Annotated in this window: 22 protein-coding genes and 1 pseudogene; 4 read left to right on the forward strand and 19 right to left on the reverse strand. The window is 57.9% G+C overall.

Annotated features, from left to right (window positions below; genetic code table 11):
• Nucleotides 1-256 precede the first annotated feature (256 nt).
• Entirely contained in the window at nt 257-1,036 is a 780-nt protein-coding gene (locus NITLEN_RS11980; protein WP_121989857.1) for a TatD family hydrolase, read from the forward strand.
• Between the two features lie 189 nt (nt 1,037-1,225).
• Here NITLEN_RS11980 and NITLEN_RS11985 read toward each other — a convergent pair whose 3' ends face one another.
• The 4 genes from NITLEN_RS11985 to NITLEN_RS12000 form a co-directional block, all read right to left on the reverse strand.
• Nucleotides 1,226-1,855 (reverse strand): HPP family protein, encoded by a 630-nt coding sequence (locus NITLEN_RS11985; RefSeq protein ID WP_121989858.1) that lies wholly within the window; start codon nt 1,853-1,855, stop codon nt 1,226-1,228.
• On the reverse strand, nt 1,852-2,325 hold the full coding sequence (locus NITLEN_RS11990) for a hypothetical protein (RefSeq protein ID WP_121989859.1): 474 nt from the start codon (nt 2,323-2,325) through the stop codon (nt 1,852-1,854). Before NITLEN_RS11990 ends, NITLEN_RS11985 begins: the two co-directional genes overlap by 4 nt.
• Before the next feature lie 4 nt (nt 2,326-2,329).
• Nucleotides 2,330-4,684, reverse strand: a complete 2,355-nt coding sequence (locus NITLEN_RS11995; RefSeq protein WP_121989860.1) for a molybdopterin oxidoreductase family protein — start codon at nt 4,682-4,684, stop codon at nt 2,330-2,332.
• Nucleotides 4,685-5,028: 344 nt separating this feature from the next.
• The gene (locus tag NITLEN_RS12000; RefSeq protein WP_121989861.1) at nt 5,029-5,544 is read right to left on the reverse strand and encodes an NYN domain-containing protein; all 516 of its coding nucleotides are present in this window, start codon (nt 5,542-5,544) and stop codon (nt 5,029-5,031) included.
• 121 nt (nt 5,545-5,665) lie between these two features.
• Between NITLEN_RS12000 and NITLEN_RS12005 the strand changes: the two genes are divergently transcribed.
• The 3 genes from NITLEN_RS12005 to NITLEN_RS12015 all read left to right on the forward strand — a co-directional run bounded on the left by NITLEN_RS12005 (nt 5,666) and on the right by NITLEN_RS12015 (nt 8,107).
• Nucleotides 5,666-6,946: an N-acetylmuramoyl-L-alanine amidase gene (locus NITLEN_RS12005; protein WP_121989862.1), complete on the forward strand. Its 1,281-nt coding sequence runs from the start codon at nt 5,666-5,668 to the stop codon at nt 6,944-6,946.
• A 25-nt stretch (nt 6,947-6,971) separates the two neighbouring features.
• The gene (gene truA / locus NITLEN_RS12010) at nt 6,972-7,706 is read left to right on the forward strand and encodes a tRNA pseudouridine(38-40) synthase TruA (protein WP_121989863.1); all 735 of its coding nucleotides are present in this window, start codon (nt 6,972-6,974) and stop codon (nt 7,704-7,706) included.
• An 89-nt stretch (nt 7,707-7,795) separates the two neighbouring features.
• A complete protein-coding gene (locus tag NITLEN_RS12015; RefSeq protein ID WP_121989864.1) occupies nt 7,796-8,107 on the forward strand; it encodes a PsiF family protein in 312 nt (103 codons plus the stop codon).
• 121 nt (nt 8,108-8,228) lie between these two features.
• On the opposite strand, the gene NITLEN_RS17895 is transcribed toward NITLEN_RS12015, so the two are convergent.
• From NITLEN_RS17895 to NITLEN_RS12085, 15 genes and pseudogenes are all read right to left on the reverse strand, one after another.
• Nucleotides 8,229-8,543 (reverse strand): hypothetical protein, encoded by a 315-nt coding sequence (locus NITLEN_RS17895; RefSeq protein ID WP_146216172.1) that lies wholly within the window; start codon nt 8,541-8,543, stop codon nt 8,229-8,231.
• A gap of 241 nt (nt 8,544-8,784) precedes the next feature.
• The gene (gene cysE, locus NITLEN_RS12020; RefSeq protein WP_121989865.1) at nt 8,785-9,435 is read right to left on the reverse strand and encodes a serine O-acetyltransferase; all 651 of its coding nucleotides are present in this window, start codon (nt 9,433-9,435) and stop codon (nt 8,785-8,787) included.
• 20 nt (nt 9,436-9,455) lie between these two features.
• Nucleotides 9,456-9,941 (reverse strand): 2-C-methyl-D-erythritol 2,4-cyclodiphosphate synthase, encoded by a 486-nt coding sequence (gene ispF, locus NITLEN_RS12025; RefSeq protein WP_121989866.1) that lies wholly within the window; start codon nt 9,939-9,941, stop codon nt 9,456-9,458.
• Nucleotides 9,941-10,657, reverse strand: coding sequence for a 2-C-methyl-D-erythritol 4-phosphate cytidylyltransferase (gene ispD / locus NITLEN_RS12030; RefSeq protein ID WP_146216173.1), 717 nt, complete (start codon nt 10,655-10,657; stop codon nt 9,941-9,943). Before ispD ends, ispF begins: the two co-directional genes overlap by 1 nt.
• Nucleotides 10,650-11,681 (reverse strand): PIN/TRAM domain-containing protein, encoded by a 1,032-nt coding sequence (locus NITLEN_RS12035; RefSeq protein WP_121989868.1) that lies wholly within the window; start codon nt 11,679-11,681, stop codon nt 10,650-10,652. Before NITLEN_RS12035 ends, ispD begins: the two co-directional genes overlap by 8 nt.
• 142 nt (nt 11,682-11,823) lie before the next feature.
• Entirely contained in the window at nt 11,824-13,362 is a 1,539-nt protein-coding gene (locus tag NITLEN_RS12040) for a DegQ family serine endoprotease (RefSeq protein ID WP_121989869.1), read from the reverse strand.
• A gap of 40 nt (nt 13,363-13,402) precedes the next feature.
• Nucleotides 13,403-14,325: pseudogene (locus NITLEN_RS12045) on the reverse strand (class I fructose-bisphosphate aldolase).
• 38 nt (nt 14,326-14,363) lie between these two features.
• Entirely contained in the window at nt 14,364-15,368 is a 1,005-nt protein-coding gene (gene fbp, locus NITLEN_RS12050) for a class 1 fructose-bisphosphatase (RefSeq protein ID WP_121989870.1), read from the reverse strand.
• A gap of 53 nt (nt 15,369-15,421) precedes the next feature.
• On the reverse strand, nt 15,422-16,168 hold the full coding sequence (locus NITLEN_RS12055; protein WP_181416835.1) for a DUF3108 domain-containing protein: 747 nt from the start codon (nt 16,166-16,168) through the stop codon (nt 15,422-15,424).
• Nucleotides 16,169-16,242: 74 nt separating this feature from the next.
• Nucleotides 16,243-17,643, reverse strand: coding sequence for a phosphomannomutase/phosphoglucomutase (locus NITLEN_RS12060; RefSeq protein ID WP_121989872.1), 1,401 nt, complete (start codon nt 17,641-17,643; stop codon nt 16,243-16,245).
• Between the two features lie 17 nt (nt 17,644-17,660).
• Entirely contained in the window at nt 17,661-19,115 is a 1,455-nt protein-coding gene (locus NITLEN_RS12065) for a mannose-1-phosphate guanylyltransferase/mannose-6-phosphate isomerase (RefSeq protein WP_121989873.1), read from the reverse strand.
• A 31-nt stretch (nt 19,116-19,146) separates the two neighbouring features.
• On the reverse strand, nt 19,147-19,656 hold the full coding sequence (locus tag NITLEN_RS12070) for a KdsC family phosphatase (protein ID WP_245924450.1): 510 nt from the start codon (nt 19,654-19,656) through the stop codon (nt 19,147-19,149).
• Nucleotides 19,657-19,800: 144 nt separating this feature from the next.
• On the reverse strand, nt 19,801-20,652 hold the full coding sequence (rfbD, locus tag NITLEN_RS12075; RefSeq protein ID WP_121989874.1) for a dTDP-4-dehydrorhamnose reductase: 852 nt from the start codon (nt 20,650-20,652) through the stop codon (nt 19,801-19,803).
• On the reverse strand, nt 20,640-21,668 hold the full coding sequence (gene rfbB, locus NITLEN_RS12080; RefSeq protein ID WP_121989875.1) for a dTDP-glucose 4,6-dehydratase: 1,029 nt from the start codon (nt 21,666-21,668) through the stop codon (nt 20,640-20,642). The genes rfbD and rfbB overlap by 13 nt, the downstream gene beginning before the upstream one ends.
• Nucleotides 21,669-22,403: a sugar phosphate nucleotidyltransferase gene (locus NITLEN_RS12085; protein ID WP_121989876.1), complete on the reverse strand. Its 735-nt coding sequence runs from the start codon at nt 22,401-22,403 to the stop codon at nt 21,669-21,671.
• Nucleotides 22,404-22,514 lie beyond the last annotated feature (111 nt).

Consider the following 22,514-nt stretch of genomic DNA (forward strand, 5'->3'; position numbering starts at 1 on the left):
ACTCTGGCCTCTTGCCGATTGCCTATGTTACGAGTGGCACCGGCTAATTATCTGAATTTGATAATTAATATCAATACACGCCCGCTCGCCCCCCTGTCAACTCCCCATCAACCAGCCCGACCACCAGCCTACTGGCACAGCGCTCCCCTTTGCGATCTTGCGAAATAACTATCGAACGCACGCCCATGAGCCCACTACTCCCACATCACCGTAGCATCTTCTTAATAGGGAAGGACCGTGCTAGGATTGGCGCACCATGCTCATCGATACACACACCCATCTCGACGATGCCCGGTACAACGATGACCGCGACGCAATGATCACGCGAGCGCGTGAGGCTGGCGTGGACAACTTCATCACGATCGGCTGCGACCTTGCCACAAGCCAATCCGCGGTCGCTCTTGCCGATCAGCACGATTTCATCTATGCCTCGATCGGTGTGCATCCGCACGAGGTCAAGCATATCCAGGACACCTGGTACGCCGAATTCCGCCAGCTCGCTAGGAGCAAAAAGGTCGTAGCTTATGGCGAGATCGGCCTGGACTATCACTACAACCACTCATCGCCGAAAGAACAGCGCGACCGGTTTCGCGAACAGATTCAGCTCGCGCGCGAACTCCGGCTGCCCGTGATCATTCACACCAGAGAGGCCGACACGGACACCGTCGCGATCTTACAGGAAGAACACGCATCGGAAATCGGCGGGGTGTTTCACTGCTTTTCCGGCGATGCGGCACTGGCGAAGCATGCGCTCGACCTGGGATTCTACCTGTCGTTTTCAGGCATTCTCACGTTCCCCAAGGCCACGGCACTGCGGGACATTGCGAAGACCGTTCCGCTGGATCGACTCTTGATCGAAACCGACTGTCCCTATCTCACACCAGTCCCTTATCGCGGGAAACGCAATGAACCGGCCTATGTCACGCATGTCGCGCAACAGTTGGCGACCGTTCGCGCCGATGAGCTCGGCATGTCACCCGAGAAGATCGCCCTCGCCACGACCCGCAACGCCAAGCGCCTGTTCAAACTTGCGTGACCCGTGCCTGATCTCAGAATGTGGGTGCTCGATGGCCGTCTCCGACCTGCTTCGCAATCTTCCGTCAGGCACCATCGAGATCGAAGGATAGAGAGGCCGCTGCGAAGCTCCTGCGCGTAGTGGAACCCCTTCGACAAAGAAGCCGACCGGAATTCTATTCATAGCAACTGGCTAGCGCCGCCCATCCCCCTACCGATTCGTAAGATCCTTCGGGTGCGACCACAGAGGATAGTCAATTCCTGCGAATCGGTTGATAACTACTGCCTGTGCCAGCAGCAGAACCACTCCGAACATGATCGCGACGAGACCGGTCATGCTCGTAATCATGCCAAGACTGACGATCATCGTGGTCGCCCCGGCAGGCGGATGCGGAACGCGCAACCAGATCATCAGCGCCGACGTGAAACCAAGCGAAAACGCCGCAGCCCCGATCCTCGGGACAGAGACGCCTTCACTGATCGTGGGTCCCGCGTTGAGAAGGCCGAAGACGAACAACGCCAAAACCCCCATCACAATACCGATCAGATGCCCATAGACTGCATTGCGGGGCGATGAGCTTGCGGCAAGCGGGGTAAAAAAAATCAGGAACGCGGTCGGCCCGAGTGAGGGGAATACGAGAGGTTCATGCGTCAAATAAGCGACACAGGCCATCAGGCCTATGGAGAGGCCGCCGTTGACCAGTGCAAATAGACCGGCAAACCCACGCGAGCGGCGCAACGCCTCCCCACCCGGCAAATGCAACGCACGGGCAAGGCCGGCAGCAACCTCCTCCAGCCGAACCTCGACCTCGGCGAGGAGAGGAGGACGGGCGGGGCTCATGTCTGCACGTCCGGCGCAGTGCCCACCAGCAAGACCTGCGGCGCTTCGGCCTTCATCCGCATCACCAGCCACGCGGCCTGTTGCGAAATTGCCGAGGAGGCTTCAGCAACCGCCGACTGCAAGGGCTTGTTACGGGCCCCGGCGGCGGCCTGCCCAACCATCGCCCAGGTTGTCTGTGCAAGAGTCGCGATTTGATGCAGCTCCTGAAGGTCGCGCAAAAGCCCGCATGGACCCTTCCGGATCGCGACGAGCGGCTGAAGCGCCATGCGCTCGGTCGGCGCTTGCGGTGCCGCCTGAGATACGCGCAAACTACCGAGCCCTATGGCGCGGCCCTCGCAATCAGCCGCGAAGCCGCGGCAGGTGTAGTGGACATCTCCGTCCATTCGGTGTCCATCCGAAACTGTTCGGAAGGATTCGGCCAACGCCAGCTCGATGTCGTGTAGAAAATCAATATAGGCTCGAAGCGTCATCGTTCTACTCCGCAATCAATGGGGTCGCAGGGGCAGACGCCGTGTTCACCGGAGCGGGCGACGGCCCATTCCCCGCCCGCAACCGTTCTACCGATACCGCGCTGACCTTGAACTCTGGTTGTTTCGATACCGGGTCCCAGGCCGAGATCGTGAGCGCGTTGGCCGGCGTCTCACCATAATGCCACGGCGCGAACAGGACACCGGTACGAATGTTCGAAACGCGAGCCGGCGCATCGAGGAAACCGCGACGGGATCGGACGCGCAGGATATCGCCTTCGGTCACGCCCAGCCGTTCGGCATCGCTCACCGAGACTTCTACCCAGACCGCCGGAGCGGCATCCTGCAGTGCCTGCACACGACGAGTTTTGGTGCGAGTGTGCCAATGATAGACGGTGCGTCCGGTGGTGAATCGGAACGGGTATTCGCTGTCTGGCTCCTCGTAGGCCGGTTGATAGGGAATTGCCTTGAGGACTGCCCGACGATCAATCCTTCTCGCGCTGAACTCGACCGGACCTACTGGTGTTCCCGTTTGCAGATCCGACCCGAAGTTCTCACATATCGCTGGATCGGTCGCAAAAACGCCATCACCGTACAGCCGCTCGGTTCCGTTCGGATTTTCGGCATTGCAGGGCCACTGGATGCCTCCGACATCGTGGAGGAGTTGATAGCTCAACCCTGTGTAGTCGCAAGGCCGGCCGCGGGTTACGCACTTCCATGCCTCGAACGCCTGCTCAGGCTTGTTCCATGCCGGCAGGGGATTGCCGTCTTTGTCTTTCAGGCCCAAACGGCGGGCGTAATCGATCCAGATATCCAGATCGCTTCTCGCTTCTCCTGGTGGTTTCACCGCCTGTTCGAACAGATGCACGGTGCGGTCGACGTTGGTCGCCGTTCCCGTCTTTTCGCCCCAGAGGGCGCAGGGAAGAACGACATCGGCCAGCTCCGCCGTCTCGCTCAGATAGCCGTCGGAGACGACGATGAAACAGCGCCCGCTTTCGAGCATCTTGCGGATACGGCCGGTTTCAGGCGCCGATACCATCGGATTCGTCCCCGCAATCCAGAGAAAGCCGATTGTGCCTTCTTCGGCATACCGGAACATCTGCATCGCATGAGTCGGCGGCGACCAATGCGGAATGATGTCCGGATCGACATTCCACAGCGCAGCCAGTTCGCGCACATGTTCGGCGTTGGCCCAGTTGCGGAAGCCCGGCAACGCCGGGCCGCAGCCCGCTTCTCGATTATTCTGGGCAGACGGCTGGCCGTTCATCTGAAGGATGCCGGCGCCCGGCTTGCCCAACATGCCGCGAATCAGATGCAGGTTGTTGACCTGACAGGCGGCGGCGGTTGCCTGGTGCGACTGGTAGAAGCCCATTGAAGCCGTCGACACGACGCGCCGGCTGGTGCCGAAGATTTCCGCCGCGCGGGCAATGTCGGCAGCGGATACGCCACAGATCCCAGCCGCCCACTCCGGCGTCGTCTTAGCCGTTATGCGCTGCAGTTCCTCGAACCCGACGGTATGCGCGGCGACATACTCCTTATCAAGATACCCCTTCGCGATCACTTCATGTACGAGAGCGTGCATGAGCGCGAGATTGGTCCCGTTCCGAACCGCTAGATGCACCGTAGCGCGCTCAGCCACCAGCGTGCGCCGAGGGTCGACGCAGACCAAGCGCGGCGGCTCAGGCCCCTCAAGCCGGTCGAGCATCCGCGCCCACAGCACGGTCTGCGTCTCGGCTACGTTATGCCCGAATAGAAAGAGTGCGTCACAGTGATCGAGATCCGTGTACGACCCAGGCTGCCCATCGACGCCGAAACTTTCCTGAAATGCTGCGGCGGCGGTTGCCGTGCATAGTCGCGTATTACCGTCCATATGCGGCGTGCCGATCCCAGCCTTTCCGATGGTGGCGAGGGTAAAGTATTCTTCGATCGTCAACTGGCCCGAGGTATAGAATCCATGAGTCAGCGGCCCTCCGGCCTCCAACAAGGCCTTCGAGCAAGTGGCGATCCGCGTCATCGCCGTCTCCCAGTCGGTCTCAATCAGCTTCCCGCCCTCACGGATCAGTGGCCGCGTCAGCCGGTCGCGGACCTCTCCTTGCCAGGCATGGAGTCCTTTCGGCCCCAGCCGCCCATGGTTGATTCGGTCCTCAGCACGGCCGCGAATACCAACCATTTCGCCGCCGCTCACGGCAAACTCCACTCCGCAGCCATTCGAGCACATCAGACACGCGCTGCGCACCCATTTCTCCACGTCGCCAACGGCTATGCCCGGCTTCAGAAAACTATCCGATCGTTTCGGCCAAGACATGCCCGCTCCGTAAGGTGTCCGCTCTCCCCAAATTTCTGTGATCCGAGATCCTGTCATAGTAGCGTCCTTGTTACCTACCCCGGCATTCGAGTTAAAAGATCAGATCAGTCCGGATCGCGGGGTTTGTTATTAGTCTTCGCGCGGTGTCCCGCGGCAGACCTCTTCTCAACAACACGCCAATGGTACCCGAGGTTTTCGCCCTTATACCAGTCACTATTTGAAGTGGATTACCACAGCACGCAACCGCAGACCTGTGTGCAGTGGGTGGGCAGCTCGATCCCCTCGCGCCGCCAGGTCCGCTCCACGCGCGCGTCATTCACTTGGCTGATGAATGGGCCTGTACCTGCCTTGGGGATTTACGCCTGGAAAGGAATTGGGCGCGCGGTGATGGCTGGAGAGGATCAAAACCTTTTGAGCTGACGATTCCGTTCACGGACCGCTTTCGGCAACTTCCGCGGATTGCCCTTCTTGTCCGGTCCCCGGCGGGGCCGTTCGTCTTCACCTGAATCTAATTCTTTGCCCTGGATCAGACCTGATGACAGTCCGCTCGCTGCCAATTTGCTCAGGAATAACTGCGCAGTCATCACCGTCGCGCCATGCGCCCGAGCCGTGGCCATGATCTCGTGATCCGAGCTCACCACGGCGCAAGCCGATCCATACTCGCGTGCAAGCCGCTGAATAACCTGATCGGCCTTCTCGCCGCGCCGTGAGAAGACCACCTGAACACCGGCCCGATGCTCGCGATGTTCGACGGGATACCCCTGTTGCCACCCGTCGAATACGACAGTCAGCGGATGCCCCTTACGATGCCGGTAGGCGGCCAGATCGTGCAATAACGACTCCCGAGCCATCTCCGACTTCGCTGCGGACTGAGCCCCAAGCAGGTTATAGCCATCGATGATAAGATGGGTCGCCATAGCGATCACGCTACCGGTCGGCTTTCCTCGCTGTCAATGCCGCGGTGGAACGGGCGCAAGTGCTTGACAACTGATAGAACATCTGAGAAAAGTTTTTATCCCCTACAATTCATATAGGCACATGCGATTACGATCTTGGCAGGCACTCTCTTTCCCTTTCTCCATCGTATCCCTGTGCCTGCTCGGACTCACCGTCGTCCTTTTGACCGCAGGAGTCGACCGGGCGCTGGCCGCCGCTTCTGACTCCCGCTCTCATCGTCCTCACAAAAATAAGGCCAAAGGCACTCCCGCCTCGATGATGCCGGCCACGGTGCAGAATTTTCGCGTCTTCTCCACCCCTGAGCGAACCAGGCTCGTGCTCGATCTGGATCGACACACGAAGGTGACCGAGCTCAGATCGGCGGACTCGGAGGATGTGATCATTGGCCTGCCCCATGCGAGTATGAGCCGGTCGGCCAAAGACAGACTTGATCGCGGAATCATTCCGGCTCCGTTTCAGATTTCACAAACCACCTCGGGCACCGTCACCGTGACCTTGCCAGCGCACGCCATCCGCCGCTACAAACAGTTCTCGCTCGACAATCCTGCGCGGCTGGTCGTGGACGTGATCCCGGGCATCGCCGTTGCGGACGTTTCCGCAGCAAATCAGGCTCCGCCAGCCTCACTCTCCGCAACGACCTTCGAACCGCCGCCGCAACCGACCATTCCCCAGGCGAAGTCGTTCAAGACCATCGTGCTCGACCCTGGGCACGGCGGGAAAGATCCCGGTGCGCGGGGCCTGCGCGGCACGGAAGAAAAAGACATCACTCTGAAAGTGGCCTTGCGGCTGCGTGACCTGCTCAGTAGGCAGCCGGATGTGCGGGTGTTGATGACACGCGACCAGGATGTCTTCGTTGAACTCGAAGAGCGGGCGAAATTCGCCAACCGCCATGAGGCCGACCTCTTCGTCTCCATCCATGTCAACTCCCATCCCTCACGATCCGTCAAAGGCGTCGAGGTGTACCACTTCGGAGAAGCGAAAGATCAGCGGGCGCTGGAAGTCGCCGCCCGAGAAAACGGAACTCCTCTGAGCAGTACCGGCGTGGGCTGGGAATATCTGGTCGCCGATTTGCTCACGGCAAAAAAGATTGAAGAATCACTCGAACTGGCCTGGACTGCCAAGGAATCTCTGGTGACGCATATGAACGCCCGCTATACGGTTACCGACCACGGGGTAAAAACTGCGCCGTTTTATGTTCTCCGCTACACCAGCATGCCCAGCATATTGGCTGAAATTGCCTATATCTCCAATCCGTCGGAAGAAGACTTACTGCGCAAGAACGCCTTTATCCGCGACGTAGCCGACTCGTTGCTGAACGGCGTGAAATCATTCCTGGCCGCCGGTAAGCCGACCGCGCGGTAAGGCGCTGATCCACTCCCGGCACACTATGCCGACTATCAAGCTCACACTCGAATATGAGGGGACACACTACGCCGGTTGGCAGCGCCAACTCAATCAACCCACGGTTCAAGAGGCAGTCGAAACCGCAATCACGCACGTAACGCAACAGACGATCTCCGTCGTCGCTGCGGGACGCACCGACGCCGGCGTCCACGCGCAGGGACAAGTCGTGAGCTTTCGCATCGATCGTGATATGACGGCCTATCAATGGATGATGGCGTTGAACGCCCATCTCCCTCCCGATATTTCGGTTTGCACCGTCGACTTTCCTCTCCCTGATTTCCATGCCCGCTACAAGGCAAAGGGCAAGCTCTACCAATATCGGATCCTCAACCGCTCTCCGCGTCCGGCATTAGGCCGGCACTTGATCTGGCATGTTTACAAACCGCTGGATGCTGCAGCGATGAACCAAGCCGCCCAACATCTCATCGGTTCACACGATTTTTCCTCGTTCGAAACACAACCGACCGAAAACGAAGATCCGATCTGCCACCTCCAACGCCTCACCGTGCTTCGTGAAGGTCACGAACTTCGCATCGACGCCTATGCCGACCGGTTTCTGAAACAGATGGTCCGCAGCATCGTGGGCACGCTCGTCGAAGTCGGCCACGGCAAACGCACCGCCGAAAGTGTTGCCGGCATTCTCGCCGCGCGAGACCGCCGCATCGCCGGCAAGACCGCGCCTCCACAGGGGCTCTCTCTCATCCGCGTGGACTACTGAAGATCAGGACTGTTCCGTACAGACAACCCCTCAACGTTTTGATATAGTGCCCCGTCGGTCCTTCACCCTCTCACACAAGGAGCATCACCATGAAGATTGCCAGCCTGCTCAGCCTCTCACTCTTTTGTGTCGTGATCGTACTGGCCCCGGTATCTAGCGAGGCCGCCGGTCAGCAGAATAAGATGACGACGTGCAACAAGGAGGCAAATGAGAAGGGGTTAGGCGAAGGGAAGGGCGACGAACGGAAGGCGTTTATGAAGGAATGCCTCTCCGCGAAACCGGTCAAGAACGCGAAAACGGCTCAGCAGGAGAAGATGAAGGCGTGCAATAAAGAGGCGGGCGAGAAAACCTTGAAGGGCGACGAGCGGAAGAAATTCATGAGCACCTGTCTCTCGAACTAGCCCAAACCAGCGGCATTACTCCGGCGCGGCTCCCGCTGCGCCGGATATATATAATATACGAACCACTTATAGAGAAACCGGCTGACCTATCTGATTCTCTCGCACCACCGCACGGACCGCCCTAAGGCGCTGGTCGGCTTTCGAGCACTGCAACTGATGCGCTTATTGTATAAATAATTGGCGTCTTGTGATCCCGCTGGTGCTGCACAAGAAACTCCCCGACAACTTGCACTCGTTGCCCATCCGACACTTGCGGAACACCTGACGAAGCCCCGCAGACACCATACACCTCAATGGGAATCGACCCCGATTCATCTTCAAGCATAAAGGTATAACTGCCGTAGACCGCACGACATAGCTTGGTCGTAAACGGAGGAAATGGCTTCATATGCTTGACGATGCCACTCACCGTTACAGTGTGAGTATTTTTAGCCACCGCTGATTCGAGCAGAGCTCGAATCGATACAGAATCAGGCGCCTCTGCTTGTGACACCGATATTGTCGCGGTGCAGAATATGGCCGTTCCTATTAATATGCGCGCTAGTTTCTCCGCACACCAACTCGAGAACTGATTCGTGGCAGGTTTCACACACGCCCCTGTGCACATGGATAAACTCCTGCAGGCAAGAAAGACGAAACAAACCATTGGGGACTCAGACCACTCTCAGTCTTAGTAACTAGAACGGCAGCTGAGAGTCGCGCTGTTCAAGCTTCTTGCGGAGTTCAATCAACTCCTGTTCAAGCGCCGCGAATCGGTCGCTAATGGGATCAGGGAGGTTGGTTTGATCCATCGTCACATCGGGCAGTCGTTCGCCCTGCGTCTTGATGACGCGAGCCGGGACACCGATGACGGTGGAATTGGGCGGGACGTTTTTGATGACCACGGAATTCGCGCCGATTTTGACATTGTCGCCGATTTTGATACCGCCGAGAATCTTGGCCCCGGCACCGACGACCACGTGGTTGCCGAGCGTCGGATGGCGCTTGCCACGCTCTTTGCCTGTTCCGCCGAGCGTGACGCCTTGGAACAGCGTGACATAGTCGCCGACCTCGGCCGTTTCGCCGATCACGACGCCCATCCCATGATCGATGAAAAACCCTGTGCCGATCTTGGCAGAAGGATGAATTTCAATGCCGGTCAGCCAGCGGGCCAGTTGAGACAAGGCTCTCGGCACAAACGGTACATTGTATGATTTCAACCAGTGGGCGATTCGGTAGATGAGCAACGCGTGGAAACCGGCGTAGGTCAGAATGACCTCCAGCCGGCTGGTGGCTGCCGGGTCCCGATCAAAGACGGCTTTGAGATCCTGTCGAATCGCTTTCAGCATCGTACGCTATCCTACGGCAGTCACTCCGCCTCAATCAAACAGACCGCATGGGCATGCATGCCTTCTTCCCGTCCCACCGCATCGAGGCCTTCGCCGCTCTTCACTTTCACGTTTACTTGCTCGGCATCGATCCCCATCACCTGCGCCATCTGTTTCTGCATGGCCGCGAGGAAGGTGCTCAAGCGCGGAGCCTGGGCCACAATGATGGTATCGACATTGACGACCCGATACCCCTTCTTCGTCAACTTCCCCATCACATCTTCGAGGAGCTTGAGGCTGGAAATCCCTTTGTACTTCTGATCGGAGCTCGGATAATGTCGGCCAAGATCCCCTTCACCCATCGCTCCCAGCAAGGCATCGCAGACGGCATGGACCAGGACATCGGAGTCCGAATGGCCCAGCAGTCCTTTGGAATGCGGCACCTCGATCCCGCCAAGAATCAGTTTCCTCCCCGCCCCGAGGGGATGCACGTCATAGCCGCATCCCACGCGAATCTTCGTTGCCATTACGATCCTTCCGAACGCGCGGTGGTGCGGGAACCCAGAATCGCTTCCCCGATCACCATATCTTCCGGTCGCGTCACTTTGATGTTTTCTCCGCTACCCTCTACCACCACCACGGGATGGCCGACCCATTCAAAGAGAAAGGCGTCGTCCGTCGCATGAACGGCTTCCGCATGGGCCTTGCGGTGAGCCGCTTGCAACCAGTCACACCGGAATGCCTGCGGCGTCTGTGCCAGCCATAACGGCTGACGATCGACGGTGCGCTCAATCCGCTGCTCAGCTCCGACCTGCTTGACCGTGTCGCGCATGGGAAGCGCGATGATCGCCCCGCCGTGCTGTCGCGCCGCCGCCACCACGTTCGCGACCATGTGCTCCGTCAAAAACGGCCGAACCGCATCGTGCACGACGACGATGTCCGTTTCATCCGGAACATGTTCGAGTGCATGCCGAACGGAGTCTTGCCGTTCCCGTCCACCCGCGACGACTTTAGTAATTTTCGAAAATCCGTACCGCACGGCGAGATCGTTCAGGCAGTAGTCGAGATCGGCTTGCGGGACAGCCAGAATAATCTGATCGATACAGGGAGAGGATTGGAGGACGCGCAGAGAGTGCACGACAAGCGGCTCTCCACCCAGCGCAAGGAACTGCTTCGGTACTGAGCCACCCATCCGCAACCCCTTGCCGGCTGCGGGAACGACGGCGACCACACGTCTATCCACGAGCGACTTGCAACTCCTCTCGCTCGGCCTCTTCTTTCAGGCGAGTGAAAATCATCCGGCCGGCGGTCGTCTGCAATACGCTGGTCACGACGACATCGACATTGCGGCCGATGCACCGTCGGGCATTGTCCACGACGATCATGGTCCCGTCGTCGAGATAGGCCACACCCTGACCGGCTTCCTTGCCCTCTTTTAAGACAAAGACGCGGATGGTCTCACCCGGCAACACGACAGGCCGCAGGGCGTTACAGAGCTCATTGATATTGAGGACGCGAACACCCTGCAGCTCAGCGACTTTATTCAAGTTCAAATCATTCGTCATGATGCGCGCGCCCATCTTTTTGGCGAGCACGACCAGCTTCGAATCCACTTCCTTTACCTCAGGAAAATCCTCATCCACAATGCGCACATCCACATCGGCCATTTTCTGAATCTTATTCAAGATGTCCAGGCCTCGGCGGCCGCGGGCGCGCTTCAGGGAATCCGACGAGTCTGCGATATGCTGTAACTCATGCAAGATGAACTGTGGCACAAAAAATGTGCCTTCCAGAAATCCCGTCTCGCAAAGATCCGCGACGCGGCCATCGATAATCACACTGGTATCGAGCACCTTGAGACCCGTCGAACTACTGGAGAGCTCGGTTGACCGTGACGGAGCCGGAGACGCTGGAAACTGCTCCTGTCCGAATCTCGCGCCCATCACCAAGCCCAGATAGGGAAACCCGAGGAGAAACACCAGCCCACCAATGTGAAACAGAAACGTTTGCACATCAAATATTTCACCGCCAACCCACTCGACCAACCCGGTCATCAAAAGCCCGACGGCCAACCCGGCCGTTGCACCGACAATGATACCGAAAGACAATGTTCGTAACGCGTACTCGCCGGCGACGATGAGCCCACCGGTGACCGCCCCGATTCCGAACCCATAGAGCCAGAACGCGCCATTGGCACTTTCCGCGCGTAAGAACAAGACCATGCCCGCCAGCGCACTGAGAAGGATAAATATGGCTCGCGATATCATACCGGAACCCCCTCTCCCTCATGGCGCCCTTCCGGGCACCCTCTCACCATGTCATGGGCGGGAATCTACGATGCATTGCCGCCCCTGTCCTCTCAACCATTTTCCCAACGACCGCGACGAGATAGAATCCGCCGTGCGCGCCTCAAGGACGAAGCGTCAGATAAATCGTCCGCCCCTGCCGTTTCAACAGCAAGAGCACAGCCTCGTCCGCAGGCAACTTGCCCGCAATGCGCTCGTACGTCTTCAGCGAGGTCACCGGCTGCCGATTGATCTCGATAATCATGTCGCCTTCACGGACACCGGTTTCCTCGGCCGTGCTGCCAGGCTTCACCCGCACCACCACGACGCCGCGCTCGGTGGACTTCATTCCATACCGGCCGGCCACTTCGTCGGTCAACTCCCGTACGTCCAGATCCGATAGGATCCCGGTCGGCGCGACTGTTTCAGCCGACTCCTCCTCCCCCGATTGCGTCATGGATTTCGGCTGCTCGACGATGGCCAGATCGATCGTTTTCGGCTTCTTCTCGCGGATCAATTTGACGGAAACTTTCTTTCCCACCGGCGTCTGCGCCACCGCGTTCCGCAGATGCGTGGGAGAATCCATCGGCTTCCCGTCATATTCCACGATCACATCGGCGCGTTCCACCCCGGCTTTCTTTGCCGGACTATCGTCCATCACATCGCTGACCAGCACGCCCTTGGTATCGAGCACGCCGAACTGCTTCGCCAACTCAGGGGTCAACTCCTGAATCGATACACCCAACCAACCACGGACGACCTTCCCGGTCTTCACCAGCTGATCCATGATGGAGCGAGCCATATTGCTTGGCACTGAAAACCCGATCCCCATGTTGCCGCCGCTCTGACTAAAAATGGCGGTATTGATTCCCGCTAACTCACCGCGCACGTTCACGAGCGCCCCGCCGGAATTCCCGGGATTGATCGCCGCATCGGTTTGAATAAAGTCTTCGTACTCCGCGATCCCCGCCGCTCGCCCTAACGCGCTGACGATTCCCAGCGTGACGGTCTGAGTGAGGCCGAACGGATTGCCCACCGCCAGCACAAACTCGCCGACTTCCAACTGATCGGAATCGGCCCAGGCGACTGTCGGAAGGTTGGTCGCATCAATCTTGACGACCGCGATATCGGTCTTGGGATCGGTCCCGATCAGCTTGGCTTTGAACTCGCGCTTATCCGACAACGTCACCCGGATTTCATCAGCCTTGCCAACCACGTGGTTGTTCGTGATGATCAACCCGTTCGAATCGACAATGACCCCTGACCCTAAACCACGCTCTTTCTTTTCTTTGGGCTGTTGCTGCTCAAACCGGCGGAAAAATTCATCCCCGAAAAACTTGCGAAAAAACGGATCGTCGAAGGGCGTCGCATGAGCGCCGTCACCCTTGCCGGTCTTGGTCGCATAAATATTGACCACCGCCGGCTTAACCGCTTTGGCGATCTCAACAAACGTCTGGCTCCCCATCCCCGGTAACACGGGCTGCGGAGCAGTGGCGACGGGCCTCACCAGCGGAGCACCCCCGCCATCCGGAACGGCATGCCCGTTGGACAACCAGCCGAGATCGGATGCCACCACAAATCCGATGATCATTCCCGCGGTGAGCAACACTGCGGCGACCATCCAGCTGCGGCTTGATGCGGGCTTCTGATTGGGAGTTTCCATGGTGCGTTTACCTTCGTCTCATGAATCGCCGATGGCGCAGCTATTGAATTTCTCCGGAATAGATCCCCATGATCGTATGGAGAAACTTCACCGCCTCTGCCTTCGGGCGCTGGAAGGAATTCCGCCCGATGATGCTGCCGAACCCACCGCCGTCCCGAATGGCCCGCGCTTCGTCGAATACGTTCTTGTCTTCGCTCTTGGCGCCGCCGGAGAAAATCACGATGCGGCGACCGTCGAACGAACTCTGCACCACATGCTTCACACGCTCTGCCAGAGTTTTGATCGGGGTTTGGGTCGCTTCGTAGACCTTCTTAGCAGCCGCCTGTTCGAGGTGAGCGGTCGGCAACTTCACCTTGATGATGTGAGCCCCGAGCTGCGCGGCGATCTGCGCCGCATAGGCCCCGACATCCATTGCCGTTTCACCTTCTTTACTCAGCGAGGACCCGCGCGGATAGGACCAGACCACGACCGCCAGACCGGAAGCCTTGGCTTCTTCCGCAATGGCTCGCAATTGCTCATACATGGTATTGCAGTGGGCGGATCCCGGATAAATCGTAAATCCCACGGCCACACAGCCCAACCGCAAGGCATCCCTGACACTGCTCGTCACGGACGGCAGCGGATCTTTCTCATCGTGCAACACATCGTGGTTGTTCAACTTGAGGATCAAGGGAATCTGGCCAGCAAAGTGGCTGGCGCCTGCTTCCAAAAATCCCAACGGCGCGGCATAGGCATTACATCCCGCGTCGATGCCGAGCTGAAAGTGATAGTAGGGGTTATACCCGGCCGGTTGGGGGCAAAGCTGCGGGCCGGCCCATGCTCGAATCCCTGATCGACCGGCAGGATCACCAGCTTGCCGGTACCGGCCAGCTTGCCGTGGCGCAACATGCGCGCCAGATTCGTCTTCGTGCCTGCATTATCACTTTCATACCAACTGAGAATTTCCTGTACTCGATCTGCCATGACAATCCTCCCGGAGAAAATGACGTGAAGAATGCGCGTTACGCCCGGCCCTGAATAAATGCTTCGGCGGTCTCAACATCGCCCTGACTGCCGATAATCAGAGGAACTCGCTGGTGAATTTTCTTCGGTTCGATATCGAGAATTCGCATCGTACCAGTCGAGGCTCGCCCCCCGGCCTGTTCCACCACCATGCCCAAAGGATTGGCTTCATAGAGAAGTCTCAGCTTGCCTTCCGGCTTGTCGACTTCGCCCGGATAAAGATATACACCTCCGCCGAGCAGGATGCGATGGACGTCAGCGACCAGGCACCCCGAATATCGACCGCTGTACGGCCGGCCGGCCGCGCTGTCTGGGGTCTTAAGAAACTCGATATACTGCTGCGTCCCGGAAGGCCACTTGTGACGGTTGCCCTCATTTGCCGCATAGACCTTCCCACGCTGGGGAATCTGAATACGCTCATGCGAGAGCACGTACTCTCCGATGCCGGGATCCAGGGTAAACCCATGTACGCCATGCCCAGTGGTGTACACCAGCATCGTGCTGGACCCAAACAGCAGATACCCGGCAGCGACCTGCTCAATCCCTTTTTTCAGCAGATCACTCTCCGTCGGTGGGCGATCGGTCTGCGTATGCTTCAAGACAGAGAAAATTGAGCCCAGCGGCATATTGCAGTCGGTATTGGACGAGCCATCGAGAGGGTCGAAGAGCAGCATATACGTCCCCTGAGGACAATTCTCAGGGAGCAAAACCATCTGCTCCATTTCCTCAGAGCCTAACGCACAGACCAGGCCCCCGCCCTGAAATGCGCGGAGAAAGGTATCATTGGCAATCTCGTCCAACTTTTTGACGGTTTCGCCTTGGACGTTCGTTTCTCCGGTCGTACCAAGAATATTGATCAGGCCGGCTCGGCGTAGATCATGAGCAATGATTTTCCCTACGAGCCCGATCTGATTCAGCAGGCTGGAACATTCACCGGTCGCACTCGGGCGCTCGGCCTGACTGCGAATGATAAAGCGGCTTAATGTAAGGGGAAATTGGCCCATAGTGCAGGCAGTATAGCGGGTTTGTCCGATCCCGGCAACGAAAGTTCGCTCTCTTACTTCACGCGAGTGACCTCTGGAATTCCGTCCACCAAGTCGGCCACAATCGAACCGATCACCACTTTGGCCTTCATGCGCAACGGAACCCGACGCTCGTCGGTCGTAAACCACACGCGGATATTCCCCTGATTCAGAAAGATCCCTTGAAACGGCATAATCACAAGGACCTGCGCTGCTTCAAGGTTTCCCCACGGCCCATCCAGCAACTCAATCTTCTCAACCCGCACTTCAATCTGGCGAATCTTCTTATCATGGTAGACCGTCAAGGCCTGGGATGCGCCCGGCTTCAGCGGCAACAGGCTTCGCACATAATAGAGGCAGGAAATCAGATCTTGGGTCTCGGCTGGAATCGGAAGAACTTCCGTGACCCCGCCTCGCGTGGCCGAGACGGTGTTGTCATTCCGGTGAAAGACATACTCGATATCCTCCTTCTTTTTCCCCTCTCGCCTCCGGAAAGTCATGCGTTCCGGCAACAGCGTCGTCAGATCCGTCAGGGACTCGACACGATTGTCGACAGGGAAAAATCTCGTGACCTTTGGGCTCGACACCGCCGTCGTGATAAATCTTCCCGACGGATGATTCCCGACAGCATCGCCTGGACCGACCTCCATCACGGCCGTTCCTGCACTGATATTGAGAAAGGAAATATCGTAGGTCAGCCGCTCACCCACTCTGAACGGGCGGGTAAGAGAACGAGCACCCTCATCGGCATGGACCGGGCCGGGAACCCCGGCTGAAAGCAAGCAGAGTACCCACGTTAGAACGCACAGTGTATTGGAACGAAGCATCCGTCGAGAGGCGTCATGCAACCGTGGCACTATCCTTCGAGTTCCCTGCGCACATCGGCCAACTCGCCTTCCACAATCGCACGAATTGCATCAAGTTTCGCAGGCGTTGTGGCTTCGAATCTGAGCACCAATGCCGGCTGTGTATTCGACGCGCGAATTAACCCCCAGCCGTCTTCGAAGACCGCGCGCACTCCATCGATCGTCACCAACTCACGCACCCGGCGCTGCTCCGGACCAAGCCCCTGCTTAGTCTTGGCATACCGTTCGAACCGATCGCGAACCTGCTTGACGACATCAAATTTAATCGCATCGGGAAGATCCACACGAATTTCCGGCGTCACCGTCGTATCCGGGAGATCGGCGACTAATGCAGACAGCGGCTTCGCGCTCTTGGCGAGAATCTCCACGAGCCGGCACGAGGCATAGACCGCATCGTCGTAGCCAAAATACCGATCGGCAAAGAACATGTGCCCGGACATCTCACCCGCTAACACAGCCTTCTCTTCCTTCATCTTCGCCTTGATCAGAGAATGGCCCGTCTTCCACATCACCGGACGGCCGCCATGCTTGGCAATATCGTCGTAGAGGCTTTGTGACGCTTTCACTTCGGAGATGATGGTGCTGCCCGGCTTGACCGCCAGAATATCGCGAGAATAGATCACCAGTAATCGATCGCCCCACAATACCTGCCCGTGTTCATCCACGGCCCCGATCCGATCCGCATCGCCATCGTAGCCAATACCCACATCCGCCTTGTGCTCCTTGACCGCGTGCATGAGGTCCGCAAGATTCTCCAACACCGTGGGGTCCGGGTGATGATGCGGGAATCGGCCATCCAGCTCGCAATACAAGCCCGTCACCTTGCAGCCCAATAATTCCAAAGCATCTTTCGCAATAAGCGCGGCCACGCCGCTACCGCAATCAATGACCACGTGCAATCGCTTCGCATCCACTCCAGCAAAACTTTTCTTGATATAGGCTAGATAGTCGGGAATGATGGGATGCGCGGTCAGCGTTCCCTGGCCGGAAACAAACTGCCCCTGCTCCAGGATCCGCCGCAGTGCCTGAATCTCGTCGCCGTGAATCGCTTCTTTCCCGACACAAATCTTGAACCCGTTGTACTCGGCGGCGTTATGACTCCCGGTAATCATGATGCCGCCGTCAACCGGCAAGGTGTGCAACGAGAAATAGACCAGCGGAGAGGGACAGATCCCGATATCGATCACATTGAGGCCGCCGGCAAGCAACCCCTTAACCAGCGCGTGATATAACTCGGGAGAACTGAGCCGGCCATCTCGTCCCACGGTGACCGTCTTCGCACCGCGCCCTCGTACATGCGTACAATATGCACGCCCTACGCGCTCGGCAATGTCCACGGTCAGTTCTTTCCCAACGATGCCGCGCAAGTCGTATTCGCGAAACAATCCCATAGCCGCTCCTCTATCTCCTACCCGTTGGCAGTTCGTCCGTAATCGTCTTTGAATCGCACGATGTCATCTTCCCCAAGATACGGACCATTCTGGACTTCGATAATATGGACCGTCTCTTTCCCGGGATTTTCCAACCGATGTTTGGTCTCGACGGGAATGGCGGTGCTCTGTCCGACCTGGAGGTCAAACACCTCTTCACCTCTCGTGACCCGTGCGGTTCCCGCAATCACGACCCAATGCTCGCTCCGCTTGTGGTGCAGCTGAAGCGAGAGACGCCCGCCGGGATTCACCGTCACGCGTTTCACCTTGAAGCCGGCTCCCTCTTCAAGAATCGTATAGGATCCCCAGGGGCGATGGACCGTCAGATGCTCGAGATGTTCCGGCGCTTTCTGCTGCTTCAGAATCTCCACCACCTTTTTGACATCCTGCGCGCGAGACTTCGGACAGACCAGCGTGGCATCAGGCGTATCCACTACCACCATGTCCTCCAACCCAATCGTGGCCACGACCCGGCGATCGGCGTACACGATCGAGCGTGAGCTTTCGAGGTCAATGACCCGACCGACCAGCACATTGCCAGACTTGTCCTTCTCGGCCACTTCATCCAAACTTCCCCAGCTGCCGACATCAGACCAGCGGAATTTTACTGGAACGACTGCCGCCTTGGACGAGAGCTCCATGACACCATTATCGATGGAAACCGATGTCGCCCATCGGTAAACTTCGTCGATCGTCTGCTTGGGAGCGCCTGAGGCCTGCAATTGGGCGATGCGATCCACGACTTTCCCGAGCGCAGGCTGGTGCGTCCGAATTTCATCGAGGATCGTCGCGGCGCGCCACACGAACATTCCGCTGTTCCAATAGTACTGTCCCGCCTTGAGATACTGCGCGGCTTTGGTCGCATTTGGCTTCTCCACGAATTTATCCACGCGATACCCTTTGAGCGTTCCCCGCGTGCCCAATAGTTTTCGTCCATTCGGCTTGATATAGCCATAGCCCGTTTCCGGCCTGATCGGCTTGATCCCGAATGTGACGAGATAGCCCTCATCCGCGAGTTGTGACGCCAGCGCCACCGCAGCTGAGAACTCTCTTTGCCCAGACACTACATGATCGGCCGGCACCACCAGCATCAGTCCGTTCGGATCGCGCCGCACGACTTCGAGCGCCGCCAACGCAATCGCCGGTGCGGTGTTTCGCCCTTCAGGCTCCAGAACGAATCCGTCTTTCAGATCCTGCTTCCAGTCACCCAGCTGTCCACGAATCAACTCCGCCTGAGCCGCGTTCGTCGAGATGAGGACCTGAGACGACGGCGCACACCCCAGCACCCGTTGCATCGTCTGTTGAATCAGCGTCTGCTCTCCCCCGATTTTCAGCAATTGTTTGGGAAACAATTGCCGGCTCAATGGCCAAAACCTGGTCCCGCTTCCACCGGCCATGATCACCGGGTACAGATTCTTCGTTCGCACCGTCATAAGCGATCCCCTTCTTCTCAACACACCGTATTTACGCTATATCCGCACGGACACTGAGCAGCATCTCGGCAATTTCCCGCACAGCCCCTTCCCCACCTTTTTTCTGACACACATAGTGCACAGCATCGCGCACGATGGGCATCCCATCGGCCGGAGCGGCCGAGAACCCGACCGCGCGCAGCGCCTCAAGATCATTCACATCGTCACCAATATAGGCAACCTGGCTCAAGGACAAGCCATGACGGCCGGCCATCTCGCGAATCACTGTGAGCTTATCCATCACCCCCTGGTGCAGCTCCGGGATCGCGAGTTTTTCAGCCCGTCGTGCCACGATCTTCGTTCGTTCCTGCGTGACGATCGCCGTCACATAGCCAGCCTTTTGCAGCAGCTTGATCCCCATCCCGTCGCGCGTGTTGAACTTCTTCCACTCATCGCCCGATTCTGAATAGTACATGCCCGCATCAGTCAGCACTCCATCGACATCGGTCGCGAACAGGCGAACGTTGCTCAGCCTGCTTCGCTCAACAATCTTCTCTTTCATGACATTCTCATTCCCAGACATGAACGTCACCTTACCTAGCAAAAGCTACGGATGACCATCGCCTTCTGCACCATTTTACCGATTCACCTGCTTGTTACAAAGGAAAAATGGATTGGACAGAAAACGAGGACGTAGCCCACGACGCTACGGATGGACCGTCACCAACGCCTGCTCAGCCTTGACGAACTGGTTCAAGGCCTCACGCCAGTCACGAGGAGCCAGATCCAGCCGCGCTAACCGCTGCTGCCCGAGCACCGAATAGGCGGGGCGCGGAGCCAGTCGTCCAGCTTCCGTCGTTGAGATCGGAAGGACCGAAATATCGAGATTCATTGCTTCTACAATCGCCCGGGCAAATTCGCACCACGTACAATCGCCCCGATTGGTCACATGCAGAATGCCTTGCATGGATCCTGTAGCCGTCGCTTTGATGACTGAGGCGAGATCTTCGACGGAGGTAGGAGATCCTCGTTGATCGTCAACTACCCGGAGGGAAGGCTGTGTCAGAGCAGCCCGCATGATCGACTTGACGAAATTTTTCCCCATCGCGCCATATAACCAAGCCGTGCGAACGATCAATGCATCGGCCCCCGACTCCGCCACCGCTTGCTCACCTCGCCATTTCGACAGCCCGTACGCATTCACGGGAGCCGGCGCATCGGCTTCGCTGTAGGGATGTCGCTGGGTGCCGGGAAAGACATAGTCGGTCGAGATATACAGCAACCGAGCGCCGACTCGCGCGGCTGCCCGTGCTACCTGCGCGGTTCCGGACGCATTGATCGCCATCGCCCGCTCGGGTTCGCGCTCGGCTCCATCGACATCAGTATAGGCCCCGGCGTGAATGATGAGATCAGGCCTTGCCCCCACAACATCCTCTTCTATCCGCAATCCAGAGAGATCGAACTCAGGAAGATCCTTCAGGATGAGCGTCTCGGAGGCGAATACCCGACGTAACTCGCACCCCAATTGCCCGTTGGCACCGGTCATCAGGATCCGCATGCCGTCCCTTCTTCCAATCGACGACGATACTGCTCTTCATAATAGCGCTTGAACTCACCCGACTTAATCGGCCGCCACCAAGATTCGTGCTCTTGATACCACCTAACCGTTTCACGGAGCCCATCGGCAAACGCCACGGCCGGCTTCCAGCCCAATTCTCGCAAGCGACTGCAATCGACCGCATACCGGCGGTCGTGGCCGGGACGATCGCTGACATACCGCAATAAACTCTTCGGTTGCCCCAGAGAGTCGAGAATCACCTCCGCCACCGTGAGATTCTCGCGCTCATTCCCTCCGCCGATATTGTAGGCTGTCCCGGGCTCTCCGTGCAGGAATGCGTGCTCGATCCCCGCGCAGTGATCCTCGACAGCCAGCCAGTCGCGGCATTGGCGGCCATCGCCATAGAGCGGAAGGAGCTGCCCATCGATCGCATTCGTCACAAAGAGGGGAATGAATTTCTCCGGATACTGATGAGATCCGTAAGTGTTGCTCCCCCTGGTCACAACCACGGGAAACTTGTACGTCGTCCAATAGCTGAGCGCGAGCAACTCTCCGCCCGCCTTGCTCGCGGAATAGGGGCTGCGCGGCGCCAGCCGATCAGTTTCGCTCGATGTCCCGGTTTCGACACTGCCATAGACTTCATCGGTACTGACTTGAAGAAATCGGCGGACCCCTGCCTGGCGGGCCGCTTCCAATAACACGCCTGTCCCGACCACATCGGTCCGTGCAAAGCTGCCCGGATCGAGAATAGATCGATCGACGTGCGTTTCCGCAGCACAATTGATGACACCGTCGATGCGGTGTGCCTGGAATAGGGATTCCACCAGCGGTTGATCGCAGATATCCCCTTGCACAAATCGGTAGCGGGGATGCTGTTGCACCGATTCAAGGTTGGTGAGATTCCCGGAATACCGTAAGGCATCGAGATTGACGACCTGATGCTCAGACCGCGTCAGCAATCGCCGAACGAGGTGCGATCCGATAAACCCGGCGCCGCCGGTGAGCAGAATATTCATTCAGCCCTCACGTTTATTCGCTCCAGTCCGACCGACCAATTCATTGGCAAGATGAAGAGACTCGATCGTGCCGGCATCGGTCCACCAGCCATCGAGCAGATCCCACGTCAGCGTGCCTGCAGCAATGTAGGCGTTATTGACATCGGTAATTTCCAACTCACCTCGCCCTGACGGTTTCAGCGTTTTGATAATGTCGAAGACCTGCGCATCATAGAAATACAACCCCGTCACCGCATAGGCCGATCGTGGATGGGCCGGCTTTTCTTCGATCTTCACCACGCGCTCGCCGTCCAACACCGGCACCCCGAATCGCTGCGGGTCCTTCACTTCTTTCAGGAGAATCTTCGCCCCGATCTTCTGCTGCCGAAAGGCCTCGGCCGCATAGGCGACATGGCCTTCAATAATATTGTCGCCCAAAATGACACAGATCGGTTCACCATCTGCAAAATGTTCCGCCAACCGGAGGGCGTCGGCAATCCCGCCTTCCCCTTCTTGATAGGTATAGTTCAGGTGCCTCAGCCCGAATTCCTTGCCATTCCCGAGAAGCTTGAGAAAATCACCGGCATTGTTTCCCCCAGTGACCAGCATAATGTCTCGAATCCCTGCGTTGACCAACGCCTGGATCGGATAATAGATCATGGGCCGATCGTAAATCGGCAGCAGATGCTTATTCGTCACTTTCGTGAGGGGCAGGAGTCTGGTTCCCAGCCCACCAGCCAACACAACACCTTTCACAATCAGCCCCTCCCAATCTGAGCCATCTTCGCCGCCTCCGCCTTGTTTATATCGGTTGCTACCCGTTAGAACTATAGAGGGAAGAGACTGCTTTTCATATCAGATTTGCAT

The sequence above is a fragment of the Nitrospira lenta genome, assembly GCF_900403705.1.
In the GTDB taxonomy this organism is placed as follows: Bacteria; Nitrospirota; Nitrospiria; order Nitrospirales; family Nitrospiraceae; genus Nitrospira_D; species Nitrospira_D lenta.